25 protein-coding genes are annotated in these 25,406 nt (G+C 36.4%); 3 read left to right on the top strand and 22 right to left on the bottom strand.

Going from position 1 to position 25,406, the window contains the following annotated elements; all coding sequences use genetic code 11:
• Nucleotides 1-11: 11 nt before the first annotated feature.
• Nucleotides 12-1,007, bottom strand: coding sequence for a signal recognition particle-docking protein FtsY (gene ftsY, locus BMY57_RS00515; RefSeq protein WP_091772054.1), 996 nt, complete (start codon nt 1,005-1,007; stop codon nt 12-14).
• 18 nt (nt 1,008-1,025) lie between these two features.
• Entirely contained in the window at nt 1,026-4,595 is a 3,570-nt protein-coding gene (gene smc / locus BMY57_RS00510) for a chromosome segregation protein SMC (protein WP_091772053.1), read from the bottom strand.
• 120 nt (nt 4,596-4,715) lie between these two features.
• Here smc and BMY57_RS00505 point away from each other — a divergent pair, with 120 nt between their 5' ends.
• Nucleotides 4,716-4,937, top strand: a complete 222-nt coding sequence (locus BMY57_RS00505) for a DUF1128 domain-containing protein (protein WP_091772052.1) — start codon at nt 4,716-4,718, stop codon at nt 4,935-4,937.
• 41 nt (nt 4,938-4,978) lie between these two features.
• Here the strand turns inward: BMY57_RS00505 and rnc are convergent, their stop codons facing one another.
• From rnc to sdaAB, 9 genes are all read right to left on the bottom strand, one after another.
• A complete protein-coding gene (gene rnc, locus BMY57_RS00500; protein ID WP_091772051.1) occupies nt 4,979-5,653 on the bottom strand; it encodes a ribonuclease III in 675 nt (224 codons plus the stop codon).
• A gap of 65 nt (nt 5,654-5,718) precedes the next feature.
• The gene (gene acpP, locus BMY57_RS00495) at nt 5,719-5,952 is read right to left on the bottom strand and encodes an acyl carrier protein (RefSeq protein WP_091772050.1); all 234 of its coding nucleotides are present in this window, start codon (nt 5,950-5,952) and stop codon (nt 5,719-5,721) included.
• A 51-nt stretch (nt 5,953-6,003) separates the two neighbouring features.
• A complete protein-coding gene (gene fabG / locus BMY57_RS00490) occupies nt 6,004-6,744 on the bottom strand; it encodes a 3-oxoacyl-[acyl-carrier-protein] reductase (RefSeq protein WP_091772049.1) in 741 nt (246 codons plus the stop codon).
• A 3-nt stretch (nt 6,745-6,747) separates the two neighbouring features.
• Nucleotides 6,748-7,689 (bottom strand): ACP S-malonyltransferase, encoded by a 942-nt coding sequence (gene fabD / locus BMY57_RS00485; RefSeq protein WP_091772048.1) that lies wholly within the window; start codon nt 7,687-7,689, stop codon nt 6,748-6,750.
• A gap of 3 nt (nt 7,690-7,692) precedes the next feature.
• Entirely contained in the window at nt 7,693-8,694 is a 1,002-nt protein-coding gene (plsX, locus tag BMY57_RS00480; protein WP_091772047.1) for a phosphate acyltransferase PlsX, read from the bottom strand.
• Between the two features lie 15 nt (nt 8,695-8,709).
• On the bottom strand, nt 8,710-9,270 hold the full coding sequence (gene fapR / locus BMY57_RS00475) for a transcription factor FapR (RefSeq protein ID WP_091772046.1): 561 nt from the start codon (nt 9,268-9,270) through the stop codon (nt 8,710-8,712).
• 72 nt (nt 9,271-9,342) lie between these two features.
• Nucleotides 9,343-11,379 (bottom strand): ATP-dependent DNA helicase RecG, encoded by a 2,037-nt coding sequence (gene recG, locus BMY57_RS00470; RefSeq protein WP_091772045.1) that lies wholly within the window; start codon nt 11,377-11,379, stop codon nt 9,343-9,345.
• Nucleotides 11,380-11,399: 20 nt separating this feature from the next.
• Nucleotides 11,400-12,278, bottom strand: coding sequence for an L-serine ammonia-lyase, iron-sulfur-dependent, subunit alpha (gene sdaAA / locus BMY57_RS00465; RefSeq protein ID WP_091772044.1), 879 nt, complete (start codon nt 12,276-12,278; stop codon nt 11,400-11,402).
• Nucleotides 12,279-12,295: 17 nt separating this feature from the next.
• Complete coding sequence (gene sdaAB / locus BMY57_RS00460; RefSeq protein WP_091772043.1) at nt 12,296-12,958, bottom strand: L-serine ammonia-lyase, iron-sulfur-dependent subunit beta; 663 nt, start codon at nt 12,956-12,958, stop codon at nt 12,296-12,298.
• Nucleotides 12,959-13,114: 156 nt separating this feature from the next.
• Between sdaAB and BMY57_RS00455 the strand changes: the two genes are divergently transcribed.
• Nucleotides 13,115-14,380 carry an NCS2 family permease gene (locus BMY57_RS00455; protein ID WP_091772042.1) on the top strand — a complete coding sequence of 422 codons (1,266 nt, stop codon included), beginning with the start codon at nt 13,115-13,117 and terminating at the stop codon, nt 14,378-14,380.
• Nucleotides 14,381-14,569: 189 nt separating this feature from the next.
• On the opposite strand, the gene BMY57_RS00450 is transcribed toward BMY57_RS00455, so the two are convergent.
• From BMY57_RS00450 to BMY57_RS00440, 3 genes are all read right to left on the bottom strand, one after another.
• Entirely contained in the window at nt 14,570-15,301 is a 732-nt protein-coding gene (locus BMY57_RS00450) for a class I SAM-dependent methyltransferase (RefSeq protein WP_091772041.1), read from the bottom strand.
• 209 nt (nt 15,302-15,510) lie between these two features.
• Nucleotides 15,511-17,190, bottom strand: coding sequence for a DAK2 domain-containing protein (locus BMY57_RS00445; protein ID WP_091772040.1), 1,680 nt, complete (start codon nt 17,188-17,190; stop codon nt 15,511-15,513).
• A gap of 32 nt (nt 17,191-17,222) precedes the next feature.
• Nucleotides 17,223-17,582, bottom strand: coding sequence for an Asp23/Gls24 family envelope stress response protein (locus tag BMY57_RS00440; RefSeq protein ID WP_091772039.1), 360 nt, complete (start codon nt 17,580-17,582; stop codon nt 17,223-17,225).
• Nucleotides 17,583-17,772: 190 nt separating this feature from the next.
• Here BMY57_RS00440 and rpmB point away from each other — a divergent pair, with 190 nt between their 5' ends.
• The gene (rpmB, locus tag BMY57_RS00435; RefSeq protein ID WP_091772038.1) at nt 17,773-17,961 is read left to right on the top strand and encodes a 50S ribosomal protein L28; all 189 of its coding nucleotides are present in this window, start codon (nt 17,773-17,775) and stop codon (nt 17,959-17,961) included.
• A gap of 66 nt (nt 17,962-18,027) precedes the next feature.
• On the opposite strand, the gene spoVM is transcribed toward rpmB, so the two are convergent.
• From spoVM to fmt, 8 genes are read right to left on the bottom strand one after another with little or no spacing between them, the layout of a single operon-like run.
• On the bottom strand, nt 18,028-18,105 hold the full coding sequence (gene spoVM, locus BMY57_RS16440) for a stage V sporulation protein SpoVM (RefSeq protein ID WP_091772194.1): 78 nt from the start codon (nt 18,103-18,105) through the stop codon (nt 18,028-18,030).
• Between the two features lie 38 nt (nt 18,106-18,143).
• The gene (locus BMY57_RS00425) at nt 18,144-18,788 is read right to left on the bottom strand and encodes a thiamine diphosphokinase (RefSeq protein WP_091772037.1); all 645 of its coding nucleotides are present in this window, start codon (nt 18,786-18,788) and stop codon (nt 18,144-18,146) included.
• 8 nt (nt 18,789-18,796) lie between these two features.
• Nucleotides 18,797-19,447 (bottom strand): ribulose-phosphate 3-epimerase, encoded by a 651-nt coding sequence (gene rpe / locus BMY57_RS00420; RefSeq protein ID WP_091772036.1) that lies wholly within the window; start codon nt 19,445-19,447, stop codon nt 18,797-18,799.
• Nucleotides 19,448-19,450: 3 nt separating this feature from the next.
• A complete protein-coding gene (gene rsgA / locus BMY57_RS00415) occupies nt 19,451-20,332 on the bottom strand; it encodes a ribosome small subunit-dependent GTPase A (protein WP_091772035.1) in 882 nt (293 codons plus the stop codon).
• Nucleotides 20,333-22,345 carry a Stk1 family PASTA domain-containing Ser/Thr kinase gene (gene pknB, locus BMY57_RS00410; protein WP_091772034.1) on the bottom strand — a complete coding sequence of 671 codons (2,013 nt, stop codon included), beginning with the start codon at nt 22,343-22,345 and terminating at the stop codon, nt 20,333-20,335. It abuts the gene before it with no gap.
• Nucleotides 22,342-23,088 carry a Stp1/IreP family PP2C-type Ser/Thr phosphatase gene (locus BMY57_RS00405; RefSeq protein ID WP_091772033.1) on the bottom strand — a complete coding sequence of 249 codons (747 nt, stop codon included), beginning with the start codon at nt 23,086-23,088 and terminating at the stop codon, nt 22,342-22,344. The genes pknB and BMY57_RS00405 overlap by 4 nt, the downstream gene beginning before the upstream one ends.
• A gap of 26 nt (nt 23,089-23,114) precedes the next feature.
• A complete protein-coding gene (gene rsmB, locus BMY57_RS00400) occupies nt 23,115-24,452 on the bottom strand; it encodes a 16S rRNA (cytosine(967)-C(5))-methyltransferase RsmB (RefSeq protein ID WP_091772032.1) in 1,338 nt (445 codons plus the stop codon).
• A 4-nt stretch (nt 24,453-24,456) separates the two neighbouring features.
• Nucleotides 24,457-25,395, bottom strand: coding sequence for a methionyl-tRNA formyltransferase (gene fmt / locus BMY57_RS00395; RefSeq protein ID WP_091772031.1), 939 nt, complete (start codon nt 25,393-25,395; stop codon nt 24,457-24,459).
• Nucleotides 25,396-25,406: the final 11 nt, after the last annotated feature.

The raw sequence follows: 25,406 nt of genomic DNA, 5'->3' as shown, positions 1-25,406 counted from the left end.
AGCCTCCTTATCTATTCATCGGATGGTTCAACCATTAAATCTCCAAATAATCCATAAACGAATTGGTGGGCATCAAATGGTTGTAAGTCTTCCATTTTTTCACCTAATCCAACAAATTTAACTGGAATATCTAACTCATTTCGGATTGCAAGGACAATCCCACCACGAGCTGTACCGTCTAGTTTTGTAAGAACGATTCCTGAAACATCCGTTGCTTCTTTGAACGTTTTCGCCTGACTTAAAGCATTTTGTCCAGTGGTTGCATCTAAAACTAATAATGTCTCATGAGGTGCCCCATCGATTTCTCTTGAAATCACTTTTTTAACCTTAGCTAATTCATTCATTAGATTGACTTTATTTTGTAATCGTCCTGCTGTGTCGCAAATTAATACATCAGCACCGCGTGACTTAGCAGCTTGAATTCCATCATAAATAACAGCTGCTGGATCACTTCCTTCACTATGTTTAATCACATCGATACCTGCGCGTTCACCCCATACTTCTAATTGGTCGATGGCACCTGCTCTAAACGTATCACCTGCTGCTAAGAGTACTGTTTTACCTTCTTCTTTTAAACGATGAGCTAATTTACCAATGGTCGTTGTCTTACCCACACCGTTTACTCCTACTGTTAAGATGACCGATAACCCATCTTCGTTAAGATTTAGCTTTTCAATCGATTCATCATCACCATCATAATAGATTTCAACCAATTTTTCTGAAATAACCTCTTTAACTTCTTCTGTTTCTTGGATATTGCGTCTTTTGACTTCCATTTCTAGCTCTTCAATTAGTGTCATGACTGTTTCAACACCAACATCAGCAGAAATTAATATTTCTTCAAGCTCTTCAAAGAATTCTTCATCAACTTTACGATAACGTGCAACTAAATCATTTACTTTAGTTGTAAATGAATCCCTTGTCTTTGCCATTCCATCTTTAAATTTATCGGTCACTTGATCGGTTTGAGAACTAATTTTATCTTTTAATTTTTTAAAAAATCCCATATCTGTCTTCCCTTCCTATCAATTTAATACCATTTCTTCTGTTTCTTCTAATTTAACAGATACAAGCTTCGATACACCTGATTCTTGCATGGTAATTCCATATAAAACGTCTGCATTTTCCATTGTTCCTTTACGATGAGTAATCACGATAAACTGGGTTTGTTTTGAAAACTCATTTAAATATTTTCCAAAACGCATAACATTTGCTTCATCAAGTGCTGCTTCAACCTCATCTAAAACACAAAATGGCACTGGTCTAACCCTTAAAATAGCAAATAGTAATGCAATTGCCGTAAGAGCTCTTTCTCCACCTGATAACAGACTTAAATTTTGGAGTTTTTTACCTGGTGGCTGTGCGATAATATCTACACCTGTCTCTAATAGATCATCCGGATTCGTTAACTTAAGTTCTGCTCGTCCACCACCAAATAATTCTTTGAACACAGTCGTAAATTGCTCTTGAATTTGTTCGAATGTTTCGCTAAATCGGCGAATCATTTCTTCATCCATTTCTTGAATAATAGAATGTAATGTTTCTTTTGCTTCTAATAAATCTTGTTGTTGTTCAGTTAAAAATTCATACCTTTCTTGGATTCGTTCATATTCTTCAATTGATCCAAGGTTAACCGTACCTAATTCATCAATCGCACGTTTAATCAATTTTACTTTTTCACGTGTTTCTTCAATTTCTTCAGTTATTCCATAGTCACGTTTAGCTTTCTCAAATGTAAGCATATACTCTTCTCTTAAATGATTCAATCGATTTTCTAAGTCGACATCTAAACGATTCGCTTTAACTTCAAGTTGCTGCATATGACTATTCTTTTGTTGATATTGTCGATTTCGTTCTTTTAACTCTCGTTCTAAATCATCACGAGATTGAATGTGTTTTTGACGTTCTTCACGAGATTGATCAAGCTGATCATTAATGTTAACTAGTTGTGTACGCGCCTCTGTAATCGTGTTGGATAGTTCATCAATTGTTTGTGAGTTTTGATGTGACTCCTCAAGACGCTCTAATTCTTCTTCATATTGTTGTTTTTCAACCCTTGCTTCGTTTAAATTCTCTTGTATTTGATTTAATCGCTCGTTTTGGTTTCGAACTTCACTTTCTTGTTCAGCCAATCTGATTTGCATATGGTTTAACTTCTCTTTATGTTTTTCAACATTAGCTTTAAAGTCAGATTGATTGGATGATAAATTATCTATTTCTTGACGAAGTTTTTCAGATTGTTCATCTTGAGTCGATAATTTCTCTGTTATGGACTCTAATTCTGCTGACAGTTGTCCAATTTCTTCTTCGTGCTGATTATTTTCTTGATCATAAACCGATAGTTGGTCGTTAATATTTGATAAACGAGCTTGTAATGATTGATAACTTTCTTTTACCATTTGATATTTGTCATATAATTCATCTTTAGCAGTTTGCTTTTCTTGTAAATCTTGTTGTATTTGTTTATGACGTTTTTTCTTTTCACTAAGCTTTCTTTCAAAATCTAAGCTTTTGGTTTCAAAATCTTTTAATTTTGATTGTACTTCTTCTAATTCACGATCCCGAGTAAATAACGATGTTTGATTGGATTGTTTTTTTGCACCACCGCTCATTGAACCACCTGGGTTCACAACGTCACCCTCTAAAGTCACAATACGAAAGCGGTGGTTGCTCTTTCTTGCTAAATCATTTGCATCTTTTAGTGTTTTAGCAATTAAAACATTTCCAAGCAGGCTTTTTACGATTGCGTCGTAAGTAGAGTTATATTTAACTAAGTCTGAACCTATACCTACAAACCCATCGTGGTGATGAATTTGATCGATCACTCTTGAATCAATGTGACGTGGTTTAATCGTTGACATAGGTAAAAATGTTGCACGTCCACTGTTCGTTTTCTTTAACCATTGAATCGCTTTTCTTGCTTCTTGATCATTCCCTACGACGATATTTTGAGCTTGTCCTCCTAATGCGGTCTCCATCGCTGTCACATAATCATTCGGAATATCGATTATTTGTGCAACAGCACCGTGGATTCCTTCAAGACTTCCTTTTTCTTTTGCCTGTAAAATTGACTTAACCCCGTGAAAGAAACCGCTATATGATTCTTTCATATCTTCTAGCATGTCCTTTTTTGAACGTAACTGTTCAATGATTCGGTAGCCTTTATAAAGTTTTTCTTCATCTTGACGGATTTCATCAGTTAATTGCTGATGAAGGTCTTGTAATTCCTTTAACTCTTGGTTAATTTTTTGAAGTTGGTCATCTAAAGAGACTTTTTCTTGGGCTTGAGCGGATTGATCTTCTTCTAACGATTCTCGCTCTTCAATTAATTTTTCAAAACGTTCATCCAAACGTTGCTTACGGGCTTTGGTTTGTTCTATTTGTTTCTCAATCGAGGCTTTCTCATTTCTGTTTGCAGCTTGTTCATTTAATACCTCGATATACTCTGCTTTCATTGATTCAATTTGATCTTCGATATCAACACCTGAATTATCTATATCTTCCTTGATATCTTTAATCGTTTGTTTTGTTTCATCACGTTGAGCTCGTAATACGTTAAGCTTCATCTCATGATCTTCGTAATCTAGCTCATATTGATCAATTTGATCTTGAGTTTCTTTTATATCATGAACGAGCTTCTCCTTGCTCTCATCGTAATGTTTTAACCGCTCGACTAATAAATTCTTTTGACCATCTAATTGCTCAATCTGTTGTGTAAACTTAAGTTTTTTATCTTGAAGGTCTTCAATCTTTTCATCTAGCGACTGAATATGCTGTCCAATTTCTTCTACTTTGGATTCATCAGCTTGTATTGACGTTTTCTCTTCAACTAACTGTTCTTTGATCGTGTCAATTTCTTGGAGTAACTCGCCCCATTGCGTATGAATTTGTTCAATCTCTGTTACTATAAGTGATACTTCATGTTGTTCTAATTCTTCTTTTTTCTCTAAATATTCTTTAGCAACGGCAGCTTGTTCTTTTAAAGGTTCTAACTGCCCTTCAATTTCATGGATAATGTCTTCTACACGATTTAAGTTATCATCTGTCTCACTCAATTTTTTAACTGCTTTATTTTTACGCTGTTTATATTTTAAAACACCAGCAGCTTCTTCAAAAATAGAGCGTCTTTCTTCGGATTTAGAACTCAGGATTTCTTCGACTTTACCTTGGCTAATAATCGAAAAAGCTTCCTTACCTAAACCAGAATCCATAAACAGATCAACGATATCTTTTAAACGGCATGACTGTTTATTAATTAAATATTCACTCTCACCAGATCGATATACTCGTCTTGTCACTGCTACTTCTTCATAATCGATTGGGAGTCTTTGGTCTTTGTTATCTAACGTTAGTGTTACTTCTGCAACATTAAGCGCTCTTCTAGAATCACTTCCTGCAAAAATAATATCTTCCATCTTGGCTCCACGAAGTGATTTAGCTGATTGCTCACCTAGCACCCAACGAATCGCGTCTGTGATGTTTGACTTTCCACTTCCGTTTGGTCCAACCACTGCTGTCACACCCGGAACAAAATCAACTGTGATCCGTTCAGCAAATGATTTAAACCCAACAGACTCTAATTTCTTTAAAAACATATGTAAACACCTACTCAATTTTTCCGTTCTAAGCTTAACATCTGAACTTTTTTATTTTATCATAAAATCAGTGGCTGAAGAAGGTTACGAACAATCATAAAAGTGAATGGAGTGAATGAAATGAATTTAAATGAAGCAAATGAAGACAATTTGAAATATATCATTGATGATTTGTCCAAAAAACTTCAAGTGCTTAACCCTACCATTATGGATCCTGATAACTTTTCCCTAAAAGATTATCACGAGATTAAACAGTTATATGATATGGTTAAGAGTAAAGATCAGATCAGTGTACCTGAAATACACGCCATTATTGATGAATTAAAGAAATTACGTAAATAATAAACCAGGGCTGTCCCATATAGATAGGACAGCCCTATTTATTACATATCATTCAATGCCTTTTCAGCAGCCTGTTGTTCTGCTTCTTTCTTCGTGCGTCCAGTACCTTCACCCTTCTCAACATCTCCAACATATACTTTCGCAACAAAGTGCCGATTATGAGCTGGACCAACCTCATCTACGATTCGATAATGAACTTGTTGCCCATCCTGCTGTACAATCTCTTGCAATTGAGTCTTGTAATCCATCGCATGTGAAAAAGCACCAGGTTCAATTTTTGGAAACATAAAACGCGATAGAAAGGATAATACAGAATCAAATCCTTGGTCTAAATAAATAGCACCAATCAATGCTTCATAAGCATCAGCTAATAAGGAAGGGCGCTCGCGTCCACCTGATTTTTCTTCACCTTTACCTAATAAAAGGTATTCATTTAATTGAATATCTTTAGCAAATTGTTCAAGCGAAGGTTCACATACAATGTTTGCCCTAAACTTCGTTAATTCTCCTTCACTCATATCCTTATACTCTCGGTATAAGTATTGAGATACCGCTAATTCTAACACTGCATCGCCTAAAAATTCTAGACGTTCATTATCTTCTAATTGTTCATCGCGGTGCTCATTCACATACGATGTATGCATAAAAGCCTGCTTTAATAAATGCTCATTATTAAAATCTGTATAGATATATTCTTGTAATTGTTTAAAGTCCATTTTTTTCACCCGTTTAAAGAAGATGAGGATGGCTGTTACAACGGAGCCATCCCCTATTAATTTTATTATTGGTTGCTGTCTATGTAATCAACAGCATCACCAACTGTTTGAATTTTTTCTGCGTCCTCATCAGAAATTTCCATGTCGAATTCATCTTCTAATTCCATTACTAATTCAACAACGTCTAATGAGTCCGCTTCTAAATCATCTTTAAATGAAGCCTCTTTAGTAACTTTAGCTTCATCAACATCTAAACGTTCAACAATAATTTGTTTTACACGATCAAACACATCTGCCATATGTTTCACCTCCCTTCAAAAGGATCATATGTCTGTCAAGACAGACGAAACTTACATGACCATTCCGCCATCAACATGAATCGTTTGTCCAGTAATATAATCAGAGTCACTAGATGCTAAGAAACGCACCACTTTTGCAACATCTTCCGGCTCTCCTAAACGATTTAAAGGAATCATATCATGCATTCCTTGTTTAGCTTCTTCCGATAACGCATCGGTCATATCTGTCGTAATAAATCCAGGGGCCACTGCGTTAACGTTAATGTGACGAGCAGCTAATTCTTTTGCTACCGATTTTGTCATTCCAATTACACCCGCTTTGGCCGCAACATAATTTGTCTGTCCTGGATTTCCTGATACACCGACAACTGATGCTACATTAACAATTTTACCGCCACGTTGTTTCATCATTGGTCGCGTAACAGTTTTAATGCAATTAAACACACCTTTTAGGTTTGTTTCAATGACATCATCAAATTCATCTTCTTTCATTCGCATTAATAAATTATCGCGTGTAATCCCTGCGTTATTAACTAAAATATCAATGGAACCAAATTGATCTGTCGTTGATTTTACCAATTGTTTTACTTCGTCTGCATTCGCAACATTAGCTTTAACTGCAATAGCCTCTTGACCTAAATCCTGAATTTCTTGCACAACTGATTCTGCTCGTTCTTGACTCCCTGCATAGTTCACGACAACATTAGCCCCTTTTTGAGCTAGTTCAAGTGCAATCGCACGTCCAATGCCACGAGAAGCACCAGTTACTAAGGCAACTTTACCATCTAACATGCATTATTCCTCCTTTAACCAACTTTTAAAACCTTCGAGAGCTTCAACTTCATTGATTGTAAAAACTTTTGCTCTTCTATGAACTTTTTTAACTAATCCTGACAATACCTTACCATTACCTATTTCAACAAACGCATCAACATCTGCATTTAGCATATTTTCAATCGTCTGAGTAAATTGTACAGGTGAATATAACTGTTCGACGAGTAATTTCTCAATTTGATCTGCTTCTTGTTCAGCATTTGCTGTTACATTTGCGTATACTGGAACTTCTGCACGATTAACGTTCACTTGTGCTAATTCTTTTTTAAAATCTTCACTTGCAGGTTTCATTAAATCTGAATGGAATGGACCACTCACGTTTAAAGGAAGCACTCTCTTAGCTCCACGTTCTTTTAATTGCTCTGAAGCTTTCTCTACCCCAGCTACAGTACCCGAAATTACAATTTGTCCAGTACAATTGTAATTGGCCACATTAACGGTATCTCCTTGCTCAGTTATTTCTTTTGTCACTTCATTGATGACATCAGCATCAACTCCTAAAACAGCTGCCATCGTACCTTGACCTGTCGGAACTGCTTTTTCCATGTATTTTCCACGTTTATGTACAAGTTGGATGGCGTCTTCGAAAGATAATGATCCAGCTGCATAAAGGGCACTGTATTCACCTAGGCTATGTCCTGCAACCATAGAAGGTTGGGTTCCATCCTCTTTTAACAAATTAAAAATGGCAGCACTGTTTAATAATAATGCTGGTTGTGCATTTTCAGTCTTCGTTAATTCATCACTCGGCCCATTTAACATTAAATCGCTTAAAGAATAGCCTAGAATTTCATCTGCTTGGTGATATAAATTTTTTACTGATTCATAGGATTCATAAAAATCTTGTCCCATTCCAACACTTTGTGAGCCTTGTCCAGGGAATAAAAACGCTAATTTCTTCATGAATTACCCCTCCCGTTCTTGTAAAGCTTTAACTTCCTTTTCTATTAAATCTACGACATTTGCTTCTACTAAATGATATGTTTGCTTGATGGCATTCAATATTGCCCGTTCATTTGACGAACCGTGTGCTTTAATCACAGGTGCACTTAAACCGAATAATCCTGCACCACCATACTCTGAATAATCCAGTTGATCTTTCAAACCCTTTAAATCTGATTTAACTAAGGCTGCTGCTAACTTGGTTTTGGTACTCTTCATGTAAGTATCCTTAATCATAGAAAACATTGTTAATGCAGTACCTTCAATTGATTTCAAGGCAATATTGCCTGAGAATCCGTCTGTTACGACAACATCGGCAACGCCTTCTAGTAAATCACGGGCTTCTACATTCCCAACAAAATTAATTGGGGCATGCTGTAATAATTGATAAGCTTCTTTAACTAGCTCAGAACCTTTCTGTTCCTCTGTTCCTACGTTTAATAAGCCAACTCTTGGTTGATCTATGTTTCGTACATTTTCAACATAAATCGATCCCATGATAGCATATTGTAATAGATGGTTAGGCTTGGTTTCAACATTAGCCCCAACATCTAATAAAAGAAAACCTTTGCCATCTACAGTTGGTAAGGTTGGACTTAAAGCAGGACGGTCAATTCCTTTAATACGTCCAACTTTAAAGAGACCTGTACTCATTAAAGCTCCAGTGTTCCCCGCCGAGATACAGGCATCAGCCTCTTTATTTTTAACAGCTTCAGCCATTAACACCATAGAAGCTTTTTTCTTTTTTCTGACAACCCTTGCTGGTTCATCAGTATTTTCTACTTTTTCATTTGTATGGTGAATATGAATTCTCGGGTGTTTTGAATCTAGATATGTTTTAATTTTTTCTTCATCACCATAAAGTGTTATTTCTAAATCCTCATAATAATCAACTGCCATTAAAGCACCTTTTACTGGCGCTTCAGGTGCGTGATCTCCACCCATAGCATCAATTGCAATCTTCATTATACCGATCTCCTTTTATTTTTCCGCGCTTCTAAACATATAGAATTTACCTTCAAACACTAATTCATCTTGTACATAGCTTTTTACTTCAATGATAGTACGATTCTTATCTTGATCAATGACAGAAGCTTTTGCCACGACACGTTCTCCAACTTTTACAGGTCGTGTGAAATTAATTTCTGCATTGGCTGTTAAAGCTAGCTCATCATTGATGACAGCTACTGCTAATGAATTAGCTTGGGCAAACAAATGATGTCCTCTTGCTATTTTATTACGGGAAAAAACATGTTCTTCTTTAATATCTAATATAGAGATGGCTAGATTATCAAGCTCTAAATTAACCACTTCACCAATGACTTCTTCCACTGGTAACGCTCTTAATTCTTCATTCCAGTTTTTATTAGCTACATTCTTTATGCGCTCTCTTAATTCTGGAATAGAAAGCTCTAATCTGTCTAAACGAATCGTTTGAATACTAACTCCAAACTTTTTAGCTAACTCTTCATCTGTAATAAATGGGGTTTCTTCAATCATTTCTACTAATTTATTTTGTCGATCTTTTTTCTTATATTTCATGATTTACACCGTCCACTATTATGACTAGGTCCTAATAGTAATATATAATACCTTCACGTTTCTTGCAATCCTTTAATCAAAAATTCGTTCTTGAATTTTTGGGTCGGACTCAATCATATGTCTCAATAGTTTATATTCTGGGTCATTCATTAACAAATTATGTTGAACTACTTCATTAGCATCTCTTCTTGCTACTTCTAATGCTCTGTAATCATCCACAATATTAGCCACTTTAAATTCTGGCAGACCACTTTGTTTTTTACCAAAAAAGTCACCTGGCCCTCTTATTTGTAAATCGTGTTCTGAAAGAGTAAACCCATCATTGGTTTCAGTCATCACTCTCATGCGTTCTTTTCCAGTATCCCCTTTTGGATCTGCTAATAAGATACAGTAGCTTTGATGGGATCCCCTGCCAACACGCCCACGCAGCTGGTGCAATTGAGCTAGTCCAAATCGCTCTGCATCATAAATAACCATTAACGTTGCATTTGGTACATTGACTCCAACTTCAACTACGGTTGTAGAAACAAGGACTTGTATATCATTAGAAGCAAAATCTCGCATCACTTCATCCTTCTCTTGAGGGTTTAATCGACCATGCATAAGCCCTACTTTTATATCATTGGGCAGCGTATCTTGTAACTCCTCATACACGTCAACAGCATTTTGAATATCCAATTGATCCGACTCTTCAATAAGAGGACAAATCACATATACTTGATGGCCATTTCGGATTTCACTAACCATAAACTGATGCACTCTTTCAATCATATTCTCTTTGACCCAGTAAGTTTCAATAGGCTGACGACCTTTAGGTAATTCATCAATGATGGATACATCCATATCGCCGAATGTCGTGATTGATAATGTTCTTGGAATTGGTGTTGCGGTCATAAACAGTACATCAGGATTTAACCCTTTGTCTCTTAATGATTTTCGCTGTGCCACACCAAATCGATGCTGCTCGTCTACAATGACTAAGCCTAGGTTTTGGAAAATAGTGTCCTCTTGGATTAATGCATGCGTTCCAACAACTAAATCCACTTCTCCTTGTCTAATGCGTTCTAGTCGTTCTTGTCGCTTTTTCCCTTTTATAGAACCTGTTAAGAGTTCAACGGTTAATAAATCTCCAAATAAGTCTTTTAACGATGCTTCATGCTGTTCAGCGAGAATTTCGGTCGGTACCATTAAAGCACCTTGTTGACCAGACAAATATGTAGCATATAAAGCAATAGCTGCCACCACCGTTTTACCTGACCCAACATCTCCTTGCAATAATCGATTCATTCGGTATGGACTTCTTAGATCAAATATTATTTCTTCTAATACACGATTTTGACTATTGGTTAATGTAAAGCCTAATCCGTCTATAAACTCTTTAATTTTTTCTTCCTCAAACATTTTAGGTAATCCATAAGACTCTTTACGATTGTGTTCTTTAATCCACTGCATTTTTAACTGAAAAATAAATAATTCTTCAAATATGAAACGTCTTTTCGCATGTTTGAGCGCCGTCTTAGAAGATGGTTGATGCAGCTCTTTAATAGCTTGTCTTCGACTCGGAAGTTTATATTCCGCAAGATATTTTTTAGGTAACATCTCTTCGACTTCATCTAGTGAAGATTTCAGTGCATACGAAACCAAGTTTTTAATTTGTTTAGTAGAAATATTACCCTTTGTGTGGTAAACAGGTTGAATGGTTTGTTCATCATCAAAAGATTTAGTGTGAAGTTGTTGAACGGTTATTTGTAAACGGTGCATATCCCATTTACCTGTGACTGTTACCGTTTCACCTTTTTGGAGTTTATCTTTTAAAAATGCTTGATTAAAAAATACAGCCTTAATCGCCACCACACCTACTTGCAATGTACAAGTTAATCTAGACTTTTTACGTCCAAAATAACTAACAGTAGGAACCGAAGCTACTTGTCCCTGTATGGTTGCAACTTCCTCATGTTTAATTTCATTTATCGGTTTTAATTCAAAATGGTCATAACGAAAAGGAAAGTGGAAGAGTAGATCTCCCACTTTCGTAATGTCTAATAGTTCTAGTTGTTCTTTTGTTTTCTCCCCGACACTTGGAATCACATCGACTGGATCATTAAACAAAATTATCACTCTCTCTTAATCTACTCTGCAGCTGATCCAAAGATTTTAGCTGCTAATGCCTTTCCTGTAGGTGTAGCAGCTAGGCCACCCTCAGCGGTTTCTTTTAACGTAGAGGACATTTTTTGTCCAATTTGATACATCGCTCCAATAACCTCATCACATGGAATACGACTCGTAACACCAGCTAATGCTAAATCAGCTGATACGATAGCCTGTGAAGATCCCATAGCGTTACGTTTAACACATGGTACTTCCACTAAACCAGCTACTGGATCACATACTAATCCCAACATGTTTTTAAGCGTGATGGCCATAGCTTGTGCTGATTGCTCAGGTGTTCCACCAGCCATTTCTACTGCGGCGGCACTAGCCATTCCCGCTGCTGATCCTACTTCTGCTTGACAACCACCCGCTGCCCCAGAAATAGAAGCATTATTAGCAATCACTTGACCAAACGCTCCAGCTGTAAATAGAAATCTAACCATTTCTTCACGTGTTGGATTTAAGCGATCTTTTAGTCCAAATAAGACTCCGGGAACACAGCCTGCACTTCCCGCTGTTGGAGTTGCACAAATGGTTCCCATTGCCGCATTAACTTCGTTCGTTGAAACAGCTTTACTCACAACATCTAATAATAGATCGCCTGAAAGCGGTTGCTTTTCTTCACGATATTTATTAATAAGGACAGCGTCGCCCCCAGTTAAGCCAGACCGCGACTTAACGCCCTTGAGGCCGTCTTCAACTGCTTTTTCCATGATATCTAAATTACGTTCCATTTCTGTAAAGATCTCTTCTCTAGTTTTACTAGATTCTTCGATTTCTTGCTGAATCATCACTTCAGAAATGGGTATATTTTGATCTTCTGTTATTTGAATTAATTCACTTACACTTCTAAACATGTTTCTCACGTCCCTTCTTAGTCAGCAATCGTTACCACCTGTAAAATATGATCACATGTTCCAAGTTGATTCATAACATCATCAGGTATAACCTGATCGGTTTCAATGACCATCATAGCGTCTTTCCCCTGTTCTTTACGAACGACTTCCATATGACCAATATTGATTTCGTGTTCAGCTAATACTTTTGTAACGGAAGCAATAGCACCATAACGGTCATTATGCATGACTAATATGGCTGGTGATCCACCTGAAAGTCTTAGTTCAAATCCATTTAATTCTGTAATCTCTGCCTTTCCGCCACCAATAGAGATACCCACCAGCTCGAAATCACCATCTTTGTCCCCAATTTTAATTCGTGCTGTGTTTGGATGGTCGGATGAACCTTCCTCTTCAATAAATTCTACCTTCATCCCAGCTTCTTCAGCTTGGCGAAAAGCATCTTTTATTCTTTCATCAAACGTATCATAATTTAATAAACCACCAATAATCGCCACATCAGTCCCATGGCCTTTGTACGTCTTTGCAAACGATCCATATAGATATATTTTAGCCCACTCGGGTTGTCGACCAAATAATTGTCTTGCCATTTTACCAATTCTTGCAGCTCCTGCTGTATGAGAACTAGATGGTCCAATCATCACTGGACCTATGATATCAAATACCGATCTGTATTTCATAGAATACACCACCTTAATATCTTTCTACTTCTATTTTAAAGGGAAATAGAGTAAAAGCCAACCTGTTATTTGAAAGTAACACAGTTTTATCGTTATAATACTTTTTGGGTATAATACCTGGGTGGGCGAGGGCTAACTACAAAAGAAGGAGTTTACATGAAACAACTGAATAATCAACAGTGGCCAACGGAAGTAATTGCAGGGATCATTGGTTACCTTACCACGGTTTATATCGTAGCTGTGAACAGCTCAATATTATCTGAAGCTGGTATTGGACGGGAGCAAGCCATGATTGCTACTATATTAGCCAGTTTATTCGGAAGTATGTTAATTGGAGTTTGGGCGAAGGTACCCATTATTGTCATTCCAGGTATGGGGGTTAACGTGTTATTCGCGTTTTCAATCGTTCAACAATACGACTTTTCCTATGCTGAGGGTTTAGGAGTTGTAGTGGTTTCAAGCGCGATCTTTTTAATCACAGCTATCACACCACTAGGTGAAAGCTTTAAACAAGCTGTACCTGATTCATTAAAACACGGGATTACGATTGGGTTAGGTTTGTTTTTAGTACTAATTGGATTAGAGAATGGTGGTCTAATTGTTAATGGTGACTATTCGATTGTTACCCTTGGTGACTTTTCATCACCGACGGTTATTGTCAGTTTACTGTCATTAGCTATAGGAATTCTGTTATTTGTTAAAAATGTACCAGCTAACTTCTTAATTACGATGATCATTGGTACATGGTTCGCTTCTATGTTTGGGATTTTAGATACCGAAAAAGGTACAAGCTTAAGCGTTGAAGGGGTTACAGATTTATTTGTGATGCCAGAATTCGGTCATATCGGCCAACTTACTTTCTGGATTGCTGTCTTACCATTATCCATCGTATTGATCTTTGAAAGCATGGGTTTAATACATGGCCAACTTAACATGCTAGATCGAACTAATTCTTTTAAAGCAACAAATCGAAGTAGTGCTGTCTCTGCCTTAATGAGTGGTTTTTTCGGAACTTCTCCTACCGTTCCAGCTGCTGAGAGCGCTGCCGTCATAGCTTCCAAAGCTAGAACTGGATTAGCAAGCATGGTTGCAGGGGCTCTATTCTTATTAACATTTTTCTTTATCCCTTATATATCCATGATTCCAGCTAATGCTATAAGTCCGATCTTAATTATTGTTGGGGTCCTAATGATGCAGAATATAAAATATATCAAAATTGATGATTTAACAGAAGCATTCCCAACCTTTTTAATTATGTTTATGATTCCATTTACGTACAGTATTGCGGACGGTATGGCATTTGGTTTTATCGCTTACCCAATTATAAAGCTTGTTACGCGACAAAAGGAGCAACTGTCACCAATTCTAATCATTATATCAACTTTATTCTTAATCGAATTTTTTATAAAAGCACTAATATAAAAGAAAAGATTAATATATGACTAAGCATCGCAATAGGTAGTGACCCCAGAAGTTAGATTTTTTACTCTAAATTTTTTGGGGCAGCACCCATAGCGGTGCTTTTTGTTTTTATAACTTTATTTTTAAAGAGCTTTTGTAATAAAAAACACCCATTTTTTTATATAAGTGTAATTAATTTATACACCCCTTTTACTTCTCTGCATAGATCATTAAGAACATGGGTCTTCTAAGTTCATCTTTCATTTCTGGGACACTCTTTAACATTTCTTCTGAAGGTACAGGTTCTTTAACATTCTTTATTGTAAAACCAGCATCAATTAAATCATTCACATAGGTTGCAAATGTCCGATGATATTTTATAACGTTTCCAGTAAGAAAAGATGTTTCTCGTAAACCTTCTGATTGATAATGGTCAACTGCCCAATGCAGACGATTACCTTGTTCATCATAATACCAATCTTGCTCATTTCGAGTAGTGAAAATTGGATGTTCAACTGAAAATACAAAAGCTCCACCTGGCTTTAAGCATTTATAAACTTTATTGCAAATATCTTCAAATGATTTAATATAGTGTAAAGCCAATGAACTCAACACAACATCAAATTGTGATTCTGAAAAATTAATGCCTTCAATTGGCATATTCATGTATGAAATCGCGGGATCATCAGTCAACTCACGAGCTTTTGCAAGCATCTTTTCTGAAATATCAACCCCAAGAATAGAACTTGCTTGCTGTTCACTAGCATAACGACAATGCCAACCAAAACCACACCCTAGATCAAGTACACTTTTATTACGTAATTCAGGAATTAGCTTTTTAAACTCATGCCATTCTCCAGCAGCTTCAAGTCCTTTGATTGAACGTGGCATTTTTTCATACATAGAGAAAAATTTTTCATCATCATACTTGTTTTGTTTCATGATTAATCCATCTCCTAAATAGTTGGGGTGATTGAACCAGTCACACCTTATTTAACCGAATCGAACATAAAAATTTTAATTTTAATGATGCCATTATACCTTTAACCTTAAGTGATCAAACCGTATTTTAGAGTGAAAAATAAAAAGTTCAGTTTAAGTATATCACCACTTAAACTGAACGGACTTAATTTGTATTAGCATATATAGTATTATTCCACGGAAAAGATAAATGAGTAAATAGGTTGTTTTCCATCAACGACTTCTACTTCCACGTCTTCAAAATGGTCTTCGATAAATTGTTCGATTTGTTGTACTTCGTCATTAGTTCCTTCTTCACCTTGAAGGATTGTTACAATTTCATTTTCATCTGGATCAATCATTTGGTGTAATAAATCAAATATGGTTTTCATTTTATCTGTATCGACGGCTTCAATAGCTCCGTCCAGAATTCCCATAAAGTTACCTTCTTCAATAGTCTTTCCATTGATTTGAGTATCTCTAACGGCATAAGTAATTTGACCAGTCTTTACAAATTGTAATGACTCAGTCATCGCCTCATGATTTTCCTCTAAGCTAGCCTCTGGATTGTAAGATAACATAGCTGTCATACCTTGAGGTACAGTCTTAGTTGGAACGACTTTTACATCACAGTCTACTAGATCGTGTGCTTGTTCTGCTGCCATTATGATATTTTTATTGTTAGGTAAAACTAACACATGATCTGCATTTGCCTCATTAATGGCTTCTACGATATCTTGCGTACTAGGGTTCATCGTCTGTCCACCCTCTATAACGACGTTAGCATTCAGGCTTTCAAACATTGTTTTAATACCTTCACCCATAGCAACCGTAACGACTGCCATTTTAGAACGCACTTGTTCTTGTGTAGGAGCTTTTACTGTGTTCGGTTTATTCTCATCTATTATGGCAGAATGTTGTTCACGCATGTTTTCAATTTTAATATTAATTAAGCTTCCATATCGTTGACCGATTGTCATAACTTCACCAGGATATTCAGCATGAATATGAACTTTTACCACTTCATCATCAGATACTACAAGCAATGAATCACCGTGCTCACTAAGTTCTTCACGGTATTGTTGTTCATCAAACGGATTTTGAGCAAGCTTATCTTCTTCGAATTTAACCATAAATTCAGTACAGTAACCAAATTCAATATCTTCAGTTTCCATAAAGTCTTGGTGCATTTTATGGTGTTCAGCATTAACTAACTCATCTAAGGATGGTTGTGAAGCGTTTGTAGGTAATTCTTCACCTTTCAATGATGCAATGAACCCTTCATAAACCGTCACTAACCCTTGTCCACCACTATCAACAACCCCTACTTCTTTTAGTACAGGTAAAAGATCTGGTGTACGTTCTAGAGACTGCTTTGCTTCTTCTAAAACAACTTCAAACCAATCAGTAATATTATTAACTGATTGAACAGCTTTTTCTCCCGCTTTTGCAGCATCTTTTGCAACGGTTAGAACAGTTCCTTCAACAGGCTTCATAACTGCTTTATAAGCAGTATCTACACCTGATTGTAAAGCATCAGCTAAATCCTGGAGTTCTAACGTTTCTTTATCTTGTACACTTTTTGAAAAACCTCTAAATAATTGCGACAAAATAACACCCGAGTTCCCTCGAGCTCCCATTAAAAGGCCTTTAGCAAAAGCATTTGCCACTTCTCCTACATGATTTGAACCAACATTTTCAACTTCTTTTGCACCTGAAGTCATCGTTAAGTTCATATTTGTTCCTGTATCACCATCTGGTACAGGGAATACGTTCAATGAATCAATCATATTTGCCTGATTAGACAAATGATGCGCACCTAATAAAATCATCTGCGCAAACTGTTCGCCATTTAGTGTTCGATTAGACACTCTCTTTTTCCTCCTTCAAAACCGATGTCAACCTAGGATGTTACACGAACTCCGTGAATATAAATATTCACTGTATTGACATCTAAACCAATCATTTTCTTTAATGAATATTTCACTTGATTTTGAACATTGTGTGCGACTTCCGACACTTTTGTTCCATAGCCGACGATAATGTACATATCAATATCAATGTTGTCTTCTTCATTTCTTACGACAACACCTTTAGAAAAGTTTTCTTTACCTAGTATTTCAGATAAACCATCTTTTAATTGTTTGCGTGATGCCATACCTACAATACCATAACATTCAACAGCGGCACCACCAGCAATTGTCGTAATGACTTCTTTCGAGATCGAAACGGTTCCATATTCATTACGTACTTCAATCGACATATCCATCCTCCTCGGGTTCATGACTACGGTTATTTTACTATAAGGTAAATAAAATGAAAAGGTATACAACACTGTCAAGTTAAAAAACTTGATAAGATTAACCAGAAATATTGAAAACATGCAATCCATATGGTAAATTAGTTAAGTAACGATTTAGAGATATTTGTTTGAAAGCTAGGAGGGAATTATAGTGGCACGTAAATGTCAAGTAACTGGACGTAAAACTAAAACTGGTAACCACCGTTCACACGCTATGAACGCTACGAAACGTAAATGGAAATCAAACGTACAAAAGGTACGTGTTATGGTAGACGGTAAACCTAAAAAAGTTTACGTATCAGCACGCGCACTTAAATCTGGTAAAGTAGAACGCGTTTAAATCCGTTCACTTAAATGATGATATACAAAAAAGCTACCTGATGACACGTCAGGTAGCTTTTTTGTATTATTTTTTAAAAAGATTCATAATACCGCGGACTAGCCCACCTAAAAACCTAGGAAGCTTCACTGTATAAAATCTCATCTTCCCCCTCCTATACTAACGCTGACGATGGTCAAAGATTAATCACGACTCTTTATAACTAATATTATGCCTGAGGTAAAAAAATAAGTACCTTTTTTTTCAGACCATTCGTTAGAAATCGTTAGTGACGATCCTTGAACAATTGTATGTTGGTCAAGTGGATATCTAAATCCTTGCAGCGTTAGATTTTCAACTTTCTCCGAAAAAGGAAGAAATGAAATATATGGGAAAGATAAATCCTTTTCTAATTCATATTTCCCTGGCTTTTTAAGTGTTATTTCATTTTGTCCATTCACTAGCCATGCATTAATGTTTTGATCAGCAAACATGTTTAGTAATTGCACGTTCATCCATGCATGATCTAATCTTCCACCTGTTGCCCCAAATATTAAAACCTGATCTGGTTTTAAGTGAATAGCCTCAAGAAAAGCTAATTCTAAATCTGTTTCATCTTTTACGGTAGGAAAGACTTTAACAGATTGTGCTGATTGTTGAAGGGTTTCAATTAAACTTGGATCAATAGAATCAAAATCTCCCATGACCAAATCTGTTTGAATTCCAGCTTCATATAAAACTTTTGCACCTTCGTCTACACCAATCCAATAATTTACTTTAGGATAATTTGATAAATCTGGTATCTCATCTATTGGACCAGCAGCAACGATTCCGACATGTAAACTCATATGATCACCTAATCAATTGAATCTTTGATAGCGTTAATAGCTTCTTGACGGTTAGAGTGATTAAAAATCGCACTTCCTGCCACTAGTACTTCTGCCCCTGCATCCACACATGCTTTTGCCGTTTCTGGTTTTACCCCGCCATCAACCTCAATTTCATAGTGATAGTTATATTGTTGTTTAAGTTCTTTTAATTGTTTAATTTTAGAAAGCGTAGACTCTATGAACGATTGACCACCAAATCCTGGGTTAACAGTCATCACTAGTACTAAATCAACATCCCCTAAGATTGGCATAATTGATTCTACTGGGGTCGCTGGATTAATAACGACGCCCGGCTTTACTCCCTCGTTTTTAATCTGTTGGATGACACGGTGTAAATGAGGAGTTGCTTCTTGATGAACGGAAATAATATCTGCACCTGCTTTAGCAAATGCAGGCACATATTGTTCAGGATTCTCTATCATTAAATGAACATCCAATGGTAATTGAGTGATCGGTCGAATAGACTCGACAATTAATGGACCAATCGTAATATTCGGTACAAAATGTCCGTCCATGACATCAACATGAATATAATCTACATCTTTTTCAACATCTTTAATTTCGTCGCCTAATTTAGAAAAATCAGCGGATAATATAGATGGAGCAATTTTTAACATCAATTAATACCTCGGCTTTCTCTGTTTTATTTCTTCGTAAAAGTTTTGGTAATGTTCATATCTAAAATTAGCAATTTCACCTTGTTCAACTGCTGATTTAACTGCACACTTGGGTTCATTCATATGCAAACAACCTCTAAACTTACAATCATCTTGATAATCTAAAAACTCTCTAAAACAAAAACGTAAATCTTCTAATTCAATTTCATCAAAATCTAACGAGCTAAAACCCGGCGTATCTGCTACATATCCACCACCAACATGATATAACTCTACATGACGCGTGGTATGTTTACCCCGTCCTAAGCTCTTTGAGATGGTTCCCGTCTCAATTTCTAATTCGTCATCTAATTTATTTAATAAAGTAGATTTTCCCACACCAGACTGGCCTGCGATCACTGATAGTTTATTAGCAAGATGCGGGTAAATCTTATCATTTAAATCTTCCATGACTTTAGAAACAATTAATACTTTAAAACCGATATCCCGATAGATGTTAGCATAGGCATTTAACTCATCTAACTGCTCATCGGTCGTTAAGTCTTCTTTGGTAAATACAATTAATGGCTTTATATCTTTATATTCTATTAAGACCAAAAAACGATCCAGCAAAAGAGGGTTAAACTCTGGTTCTACAACTGAACTGACAATGATCGCTTGATCTACATTTGCGATTGGTGGTCGAATAAGCTCATTTCGGCGATCTTGGATCGATACAATCGTACCCGTTGAGTCTGATTGAGCATCAACTTCAACATAGTCACCCACTAAAGGCGTAATCTTCTTTTTTCGAAAGACACCTCGACCTTTACATGTATATAGGTGATCATCAGCTAAAACATCGTAGAACCCACTTAAAGCTTTTATTATAATACCTTGGATCATTTACGAACCCTCTCCTGCTTCTTCATAAGAAATCACTTCTTCCTTATATAATTCACCATCTCGATGTACTTTATAACGAGCACTTTCATTAGGGTTAATCGTTAATCTAATCGTATAAGTCACATCACCGTTAATCTGATCTTCAAACGCTACGTCATCTATACTACGATTTGCATCATCTACATAAATTTCAATTAATTGTTCAGGTTTTTTATTTCCGTTACCGTTCCCATTGCCATTTCCGTTGCCATTTCCATTACCATCCTCATTCGGTGGTTCATATTCAACGTCGACTTCAATCTCAGTCGTAACAGGTTTAGGTTCTGGTCCTTTTGAAATAAAGACCTTAACATCGTCACCTTGTCCAAGCTCTGTATTAGCTCCGGGTTCTTGCCTTATGACTTCACCTTCAGGCACAGTATCAGAGAACTCTTCTTCATGTATTAACGATAAATTTTCATCATTAATATAATTCTCTACTTCATCTAAGGTCCAACCTCTCAAAGATTGTAATGTAATTTTTGGTGGACCGGAACTGACGTCAAAAATGACTTTTGTCTCTTCTGGTATGATTTGATCACCAGGATCTGGTTGAATCTGCCGGATAATCTCACCCTCAGGCTGCTCAGACTCTTTTGGATAAGAAATAATTTCTTGATATCCTCTGGACTCTAAAAATCGTTTGGTTTGTTCATACTGCCGTCCCACATAATCATCAAATTCAATTTTCTCACGACCCATACTTGTATATAAGGTGACATTAGAACCCTCTTTTACAGTGGAACCTCCGTCTGGTGAAGAGCGAACGACATAATCTTCTTCAACCTCTTCGGAATAAACCGATTCACGTTCTACATCTAACCCTAATTCAGTTAACTCCCTTAGGGCATCCTCATACCTTTCTTCAGAAACATCAGGTAATACAACTTCATTCGGTGCTAGCCACTTTGGTAATAAAAATAAGGCAATAACCGCAGCTGTTATCAATAATGCTAAAATTGATACAGTGATAATTAACCACTTTTTACGCTTCTTTTTCTTAGGTTCTTTGTTTGTTTGTTGTGCGCTCAATTCTTTCGTTTCCTCTTCATCAGTCTGATCTGAAACTGATTTTTCATCTGAAATGATGGGGATGGCTTTGGTCTGTTCTCCCTCCTCATCAGGGACAACAAAAGGTTCTTCATCTACTCTTTCTGGGTCTAAAACCGTGTCTAAATCTTGCTGCATTTCTTCAATAGATTGATAACGTTGTAATGGATCTTTAGCAGTTGCTTTTAATACAACGTTCTCTACACTTTGTGGTACGAGTGGATTAAAGTCCTTAATAGATGGCGTGTTCTCTTGCATATGTTTCAAGGCGATCGACACAGCAGATTCACCTGAAAACGGTAGCTCCCCTGTTAATAACTCATACAAAACAATACCTAAAGAATAAATGTCAGATTTTTTAGTGGCTGTACCGCCTCTGGCTTGCTCAGGAGATAAATAATGAACCGAACCTAGCACATTATTAGTCTTTGTTAATGACGTTGAACTTAACGCCATAGCAATTCCAAAGTCCGTAATTTTCACCTGACCATCCTGGTCCACTAAAATGTTTTGAGGTTTAATATCTCTATGAATAATTCCATTTTCATGGGCATGAGAAATAGCTGAAGCTAATTGATTCATAATATGTACAGCTTCATCTACGGATACTGGGCCATACTGTTGAATATGTTCCTTTAAAGTCATGCCTTCTACATATTCCATTACAATATAATAAATATCTTCTTCTTGCCCTACATCGAATAAATTAACAATATGATTATGAGATAAACTAATCGTCGATTCAGCTTCACGTCTAAACCTCTCAATAAACTCTCGGTCATTGGAGTATTCCATACGTAAGATTTTCATCGCAACGTTACGGTGAAGAATGATGTCACGGGCCAAATAAACTTGGGCCATTCCTCCGCCGCCTATTGGACGAATGAGTTTATAACGTTCGTTTATAATACGTCCTACCATCATTGTGATTCACCTGCTTTACGCTGAACAAGAACCACTGAGATATTATCTTCTCCTCCATTTTCATTAGCTTGTGAAACTAAACGATTTACTTTATCTTCTAATGTTAAATCCAAATTTAGAATGTCATGAATCTCATTAACTGTTAATTTATTAGATAATCCATCGGAGCAAGACAATACAAAATCTTCACCTGCCCAAGAAAATTGATTAACTTCTATTTCTATATCAGGCTCTGTTCCAATTGCTTGTAGTAAAACATTCTTTTTAGGATGAGCTTCTGCTTCCTCTTCTGTTAGTTCTCCATTATTGACTAACTGCTGTACAAAAGAATGATCTTCCGTTATTTGTTCAACCTCTTCATGTGTAATGTGATAAAGTCGACTATCTCCTACATGCGCTACAATAACGACATCATTGAAGTAAACGGTTGCAACGATGGTCGTCCCCATTCCAATACATTCCTGATTTTCTTGCGCATGACTAAATACAAGTGAATTAGTTTTTCGGATAGATTCTAGCAACCAATCTTCTACCTCTTCATATTGTTCAAATGCATCTGTTTGTTCCCATAATTCACTCATATATTTAGAAGTTAAATCACTAGCAATATCTCCTGCCTTATGTCCACCCATGCCATCTGCAATGATGGTTAGCATTTGATTCGACTGATTATAAAACACACCCCCAGAATCTTCATTTACTTTTCTCACTTTCCCTACATCTGATACAAAACAAGCGTTCATTCAAAGGTCACCTCATTTCAGACGAATTAAATTCTTTTAATTCTCGTTATAAAAAATCCGTCTGCATTAAAATCTTGTGGGAAAATTTGAATCCCGTAATCGGATATCCCATCTAATTGTCGACAACTTAGTGGTAATTGTTCAAAAAAGTTCTGATCAATTTCGAAATCAGGATGATGATCTAGTAGTTTTTTAATCTGCTCCTCATTTTCATGTCGATCCACAGTACAAGTACTATAAACTAATGTTCCATTTGGCTTAAGTAATGGAAGAACAGAATCTAACAATTGTCCTTGAATTTCAGCTAAATCATAGATGTCATTTTCTGTTTTATGATATTTAATATCAGGTTTACTTCTCAAGACACCTAATCCTGAACAAGGAGCATCCAATAATATTCGATCAAACGTCTCAGTAGCGTGTATGTCTTGTAAATGGCGACTATCCTGTGCTGATGTATGAATGTTGGTTAATCCTAATGTTTCAGCTTTTTCTTTTACCAGCTTTACTTTTTTATGGTGTAAATCATATGCATAAATAACGCCTTCATTATTCATTTTTTCTGCAATATGAGTCGTTTTACCACCTGGGGCACTACACGCATCTAAAACGGTCATTCCTGGTTTCGCATCCAACATTTCCGCGACAAGCATCGATGTTTCATCTTGGATGGTCAAATTGCCAGGAAACAATTGACTCGTTAAAGGATTTCCAGATTTAATATTTAATCCTTGTTTGCTTAATTCGGAACGTGCAGTTTCAATTCCTTCTTCTTTCAAAATCTCTTCAACTTCTGCCAACGTATTTTTCAACGGTTGAATTCTAACGGAGATTTTTTTAGCTTCCAAATTTGATTCACACATGTCTTTAGTTGTTTGAATCCCATACATGTCTACCCATCGTTTTACTAACCAATAAGGATGACTAGTTTGAATAGAAATTTTTTCAACAGGGTCTTTTATAGATTCTAAATTAGGTAAGCCTTGTCTTTGAACATTTCTTAATACTCCATTGACGAAACCACTTGTACCACGATGGCCGCGTTTTTTGGCGATTGTAACAGCTTCATTAATGACAGCATGATCAGGGACTCTTTCAAGATATACCATTTGATAAATGGACATGTATAGCAGCCACTTAACCCAAGGGTCTGTTTTCTTTTTAACAAAAGGTTTTAAATAATACTCTAACGTTAATTTCCGTTGTAATGTGCCATAAACTAATTCAGTTAACAAACCTTTATCTTTTTCAGACACATCATGGTTTGATATCGCTTGGTTAATTAGGATGTGGCTAAATCCCCCACTCTCACCAACTTGATTAAGTAACTTTAAGCCTATTTCTCTTACGCTATTTTTCGACATGAGATCATCCTAACTGTTTCCCAGGTTGAAAGTAATCACTTGAACCTCTTAAGAAATCTTCTGCTTTTACCCGTTTTTTACCTGGAACTTGTAATTCAGTAATTTTTATAGCTTTTCCATCTCCGGTTGCTACTAAAATACCGTCCGTTTCAAGGTCAATAATCGTTCCTGGATTCTGATTCGTCGATTGTTGGTCCTTAATCGCCCACCAAATTTTAATATTTTTGCCTTCATAAACAGTATAAGCGACTGGCCACGGGTGTAACCCTCTAACATGATTGTAAATATCATATTGTGACTGATTCCAATCGATTTTTTCTTGTTCACGTTTAATATTATAAGCAAAAGTCGCCTCGTCATCATTTTGTGTAATCGGTGTGATCGTTCTAGCAAACAATTCTGGAAGAGTATCCATTAACAATTCAGATCCTAGTATTGATAGCTTATCGTGTAATGATCCGACATGATCTTCCTCATCAATATCAATTGATCGTTGTGAAATAATATCTCCTGCATCAAGCGCTTCTGCCATATACATAATAGTAATCCCGGTCTCTTTTTTACCTTGGATGATAGCGTAGTGAATTGGAGCGCCACCTCTTAGTTCAGGTAATAATGAAGCATGAACATTAACACAGCCAAATTTCGGACGATCTAATATAGCTTTAGGTAAAATTTGTCCATAAGCTGCGGTCACGATTAAATCAGGTTCATAAGCTAAAATGTCTTCATAATCATGTCTAATTTTTTCTGGTTGAAGAACTGGAAGTTGATATTCTAATGCTCTTTCTTTTACTGGCGATGGAGTTAACTTCCGCTTTCTTCCTTTTGGGCGATCAGGTTGAGTGACGACAGCCACTACTTCATATTCAGATTTTACTAATGCCTCTAACACCGGCACACTAAAATCCGGCGTTCCCATAAAAATAATTTTCTTCGTCATGTTTATCCCTT

The sequence above is a fragment of the Piscibacillus halophilus genome, assembly GCF_900110685.1.
GTDB lineage: Bacteria > Bacillota > Bacilli > Bacillales > Alkalibacillaceae > Piscibacillus > Piscibacillus halophilus.
The sequence above is the reverse complement of the archived record's forward strand: the minus strand, read 5'-3'. Positions and strand labels throughout refer to the sequence as shown.

Excerpts from the sequence above, each read along its gene's own strand:
- ftsY (WP_091772054.1), bottom strand. The coding sequence starts at position 1,007 with ATGGGATTTTTTAAAAAATTAAAAGATAAAATTAGTTCTCAAACCGAT.
- smc (WP_091772053.1), bottom strand. The coding sequence starts at position 4,595 with ATGTTTTTAAAGAAATTAGAGTCTGTTGGGTTTAAATCATTTGCTGAA.
- BMY57_RS00505 (WP_091772052.1), top strand. The coding sequence starts at position 4,716 with ATGAATTTAAATGAAGCAAATGAAGACAATTTGAAATATATCATTGAT.
- rnc (WP_091772051.1), bottom strand. The coding sequence starts at position 5,653 with ATGGACTTTAAACAATTACAAGAATATATCTATACAGATTTTAATAAT.
- acpP (WP_091772050.1), bottom strand. The coding sequence starts at position 5,952 with ATGGCAGATGTGTTTGATCGTGTAAAACAAATTATTGTTGAACGTTTA.
- fabG (WP_091772049.1), bottom strand. The coding sequence starts at position 6,744 with ATGTTAGATGGTAAAGTTGCCTTAGTAACTGGTGCTTCTCGTGGCATT.
- fabD (WP_091772048.1), bottom strand. The coding sequence starts at position 7,689 with ATGAAGAAATTAGCGTTTTTATTCCCTGGACAAGGCTCACAAAGTGTT.
- plsX (WP_091772047.1), bottom strand. The coding sequence starts at position 8,694 with ATGAAGATTGCAATTGATGCTATGGGTGGAGATCACGCACCTGAAGCG.
- fapR (WP_091772046.1), bottom strand. The coding sequence starts at position 9,270 with ATGAAATATAAGAAAAAAGATCGACAAAATAAATTAGTAGAAATGATT.
- sdaAA (WP_091772044.1), bottom strand. The coding sequence starts at position 12,278 with ATGTTTAGAAGTGTAAGTGAATTAATTCAAATAACAGAAGATCAAAAT.
- sdaAB (WP_091772043.1), bottom strand. The coding sequence starts at position 12,958 with ATGAAATACAGATCGGTATTTGATATCATAGGTCCAGTGATGATTGGA.
- BMY57_RS00455 (WP_091772042.1), top strand. The coding sequence starts at position 13,115 with ATGAAACAACTGAATAATCAACAGTGGCCAACGGAAGTAATTGCAGGG.
- BMY57_RS00450 (WP_091772041.1), bottom strand. The coding sequence starts at position 15,301 with ATGAAACAAAACAAGTATGATGATGAAAAATTTTTCTCTATGTATGAA.
- BMY57_RS00440 (WP_091772039.1), bottom strand. The coding sequence starts at position 17,582 with ATGTCGATTGAAGTACGTAATGAATATGGAACCGTTTCGATCTCGAAA.
- spoVM (WP_091772194.1), bottom strand. The coding sequence starts at position 18,105 with ATGAGATTTTATACAGTGAAGCTTCCTAGGTTTTTAGGTGGGCTAGTC.
- BMY57_RS00425 (WP_091772037.1), bottom strand. The coding sequence starts at position 18,788 with ATGAGTTTACATGTCGGAATCGTTGCTGCTGGTCCAATAGATGAGATA.
- rpe (WP_091772036.1), bottom strand. The coding sequence starts at position 19,447 with ATGTTAAAAATTGCTCCATCTATATTATCCGCTGATTTTTCTAAATTA.
- rsgA (WP_091772035.1), bottom strand. The coding sequence starts at position 20,332 with ATGATCCAAGGTATTATAATAAAAGCTTTAAGTGGGTTCTACGATGTT.
- pknB (WP_091772034.1), bottom strand. The coding sequence starts at position 22,345 with ATGATGGTAGGACGTATTATAAACGAACGTTATAAACTCATTCGTCCA.
- BMY57_RS00405 (WP_091772033.1), bottom strand. The coding sequence starts at position 23,088 with ATGAACGCTTGTTTTGTATCAGATGTAGGGAAAGTGAGAAAAGTAAAT.
- rsmB (WP_091772032.1), bottom strand. The coding sequence starts at position 24,452 with ATGTCGAAAAATAGCGTAAGAGAAATAGGCTTAAAGTTACTTAATCAA.
- fmt (WP_091772031.1), bottom strand. The coding sequence starts at position 25,395 with ATGACGAAGAAAATTATTTTTATGGGAACGCCGGATTTTAGTGTGCCG.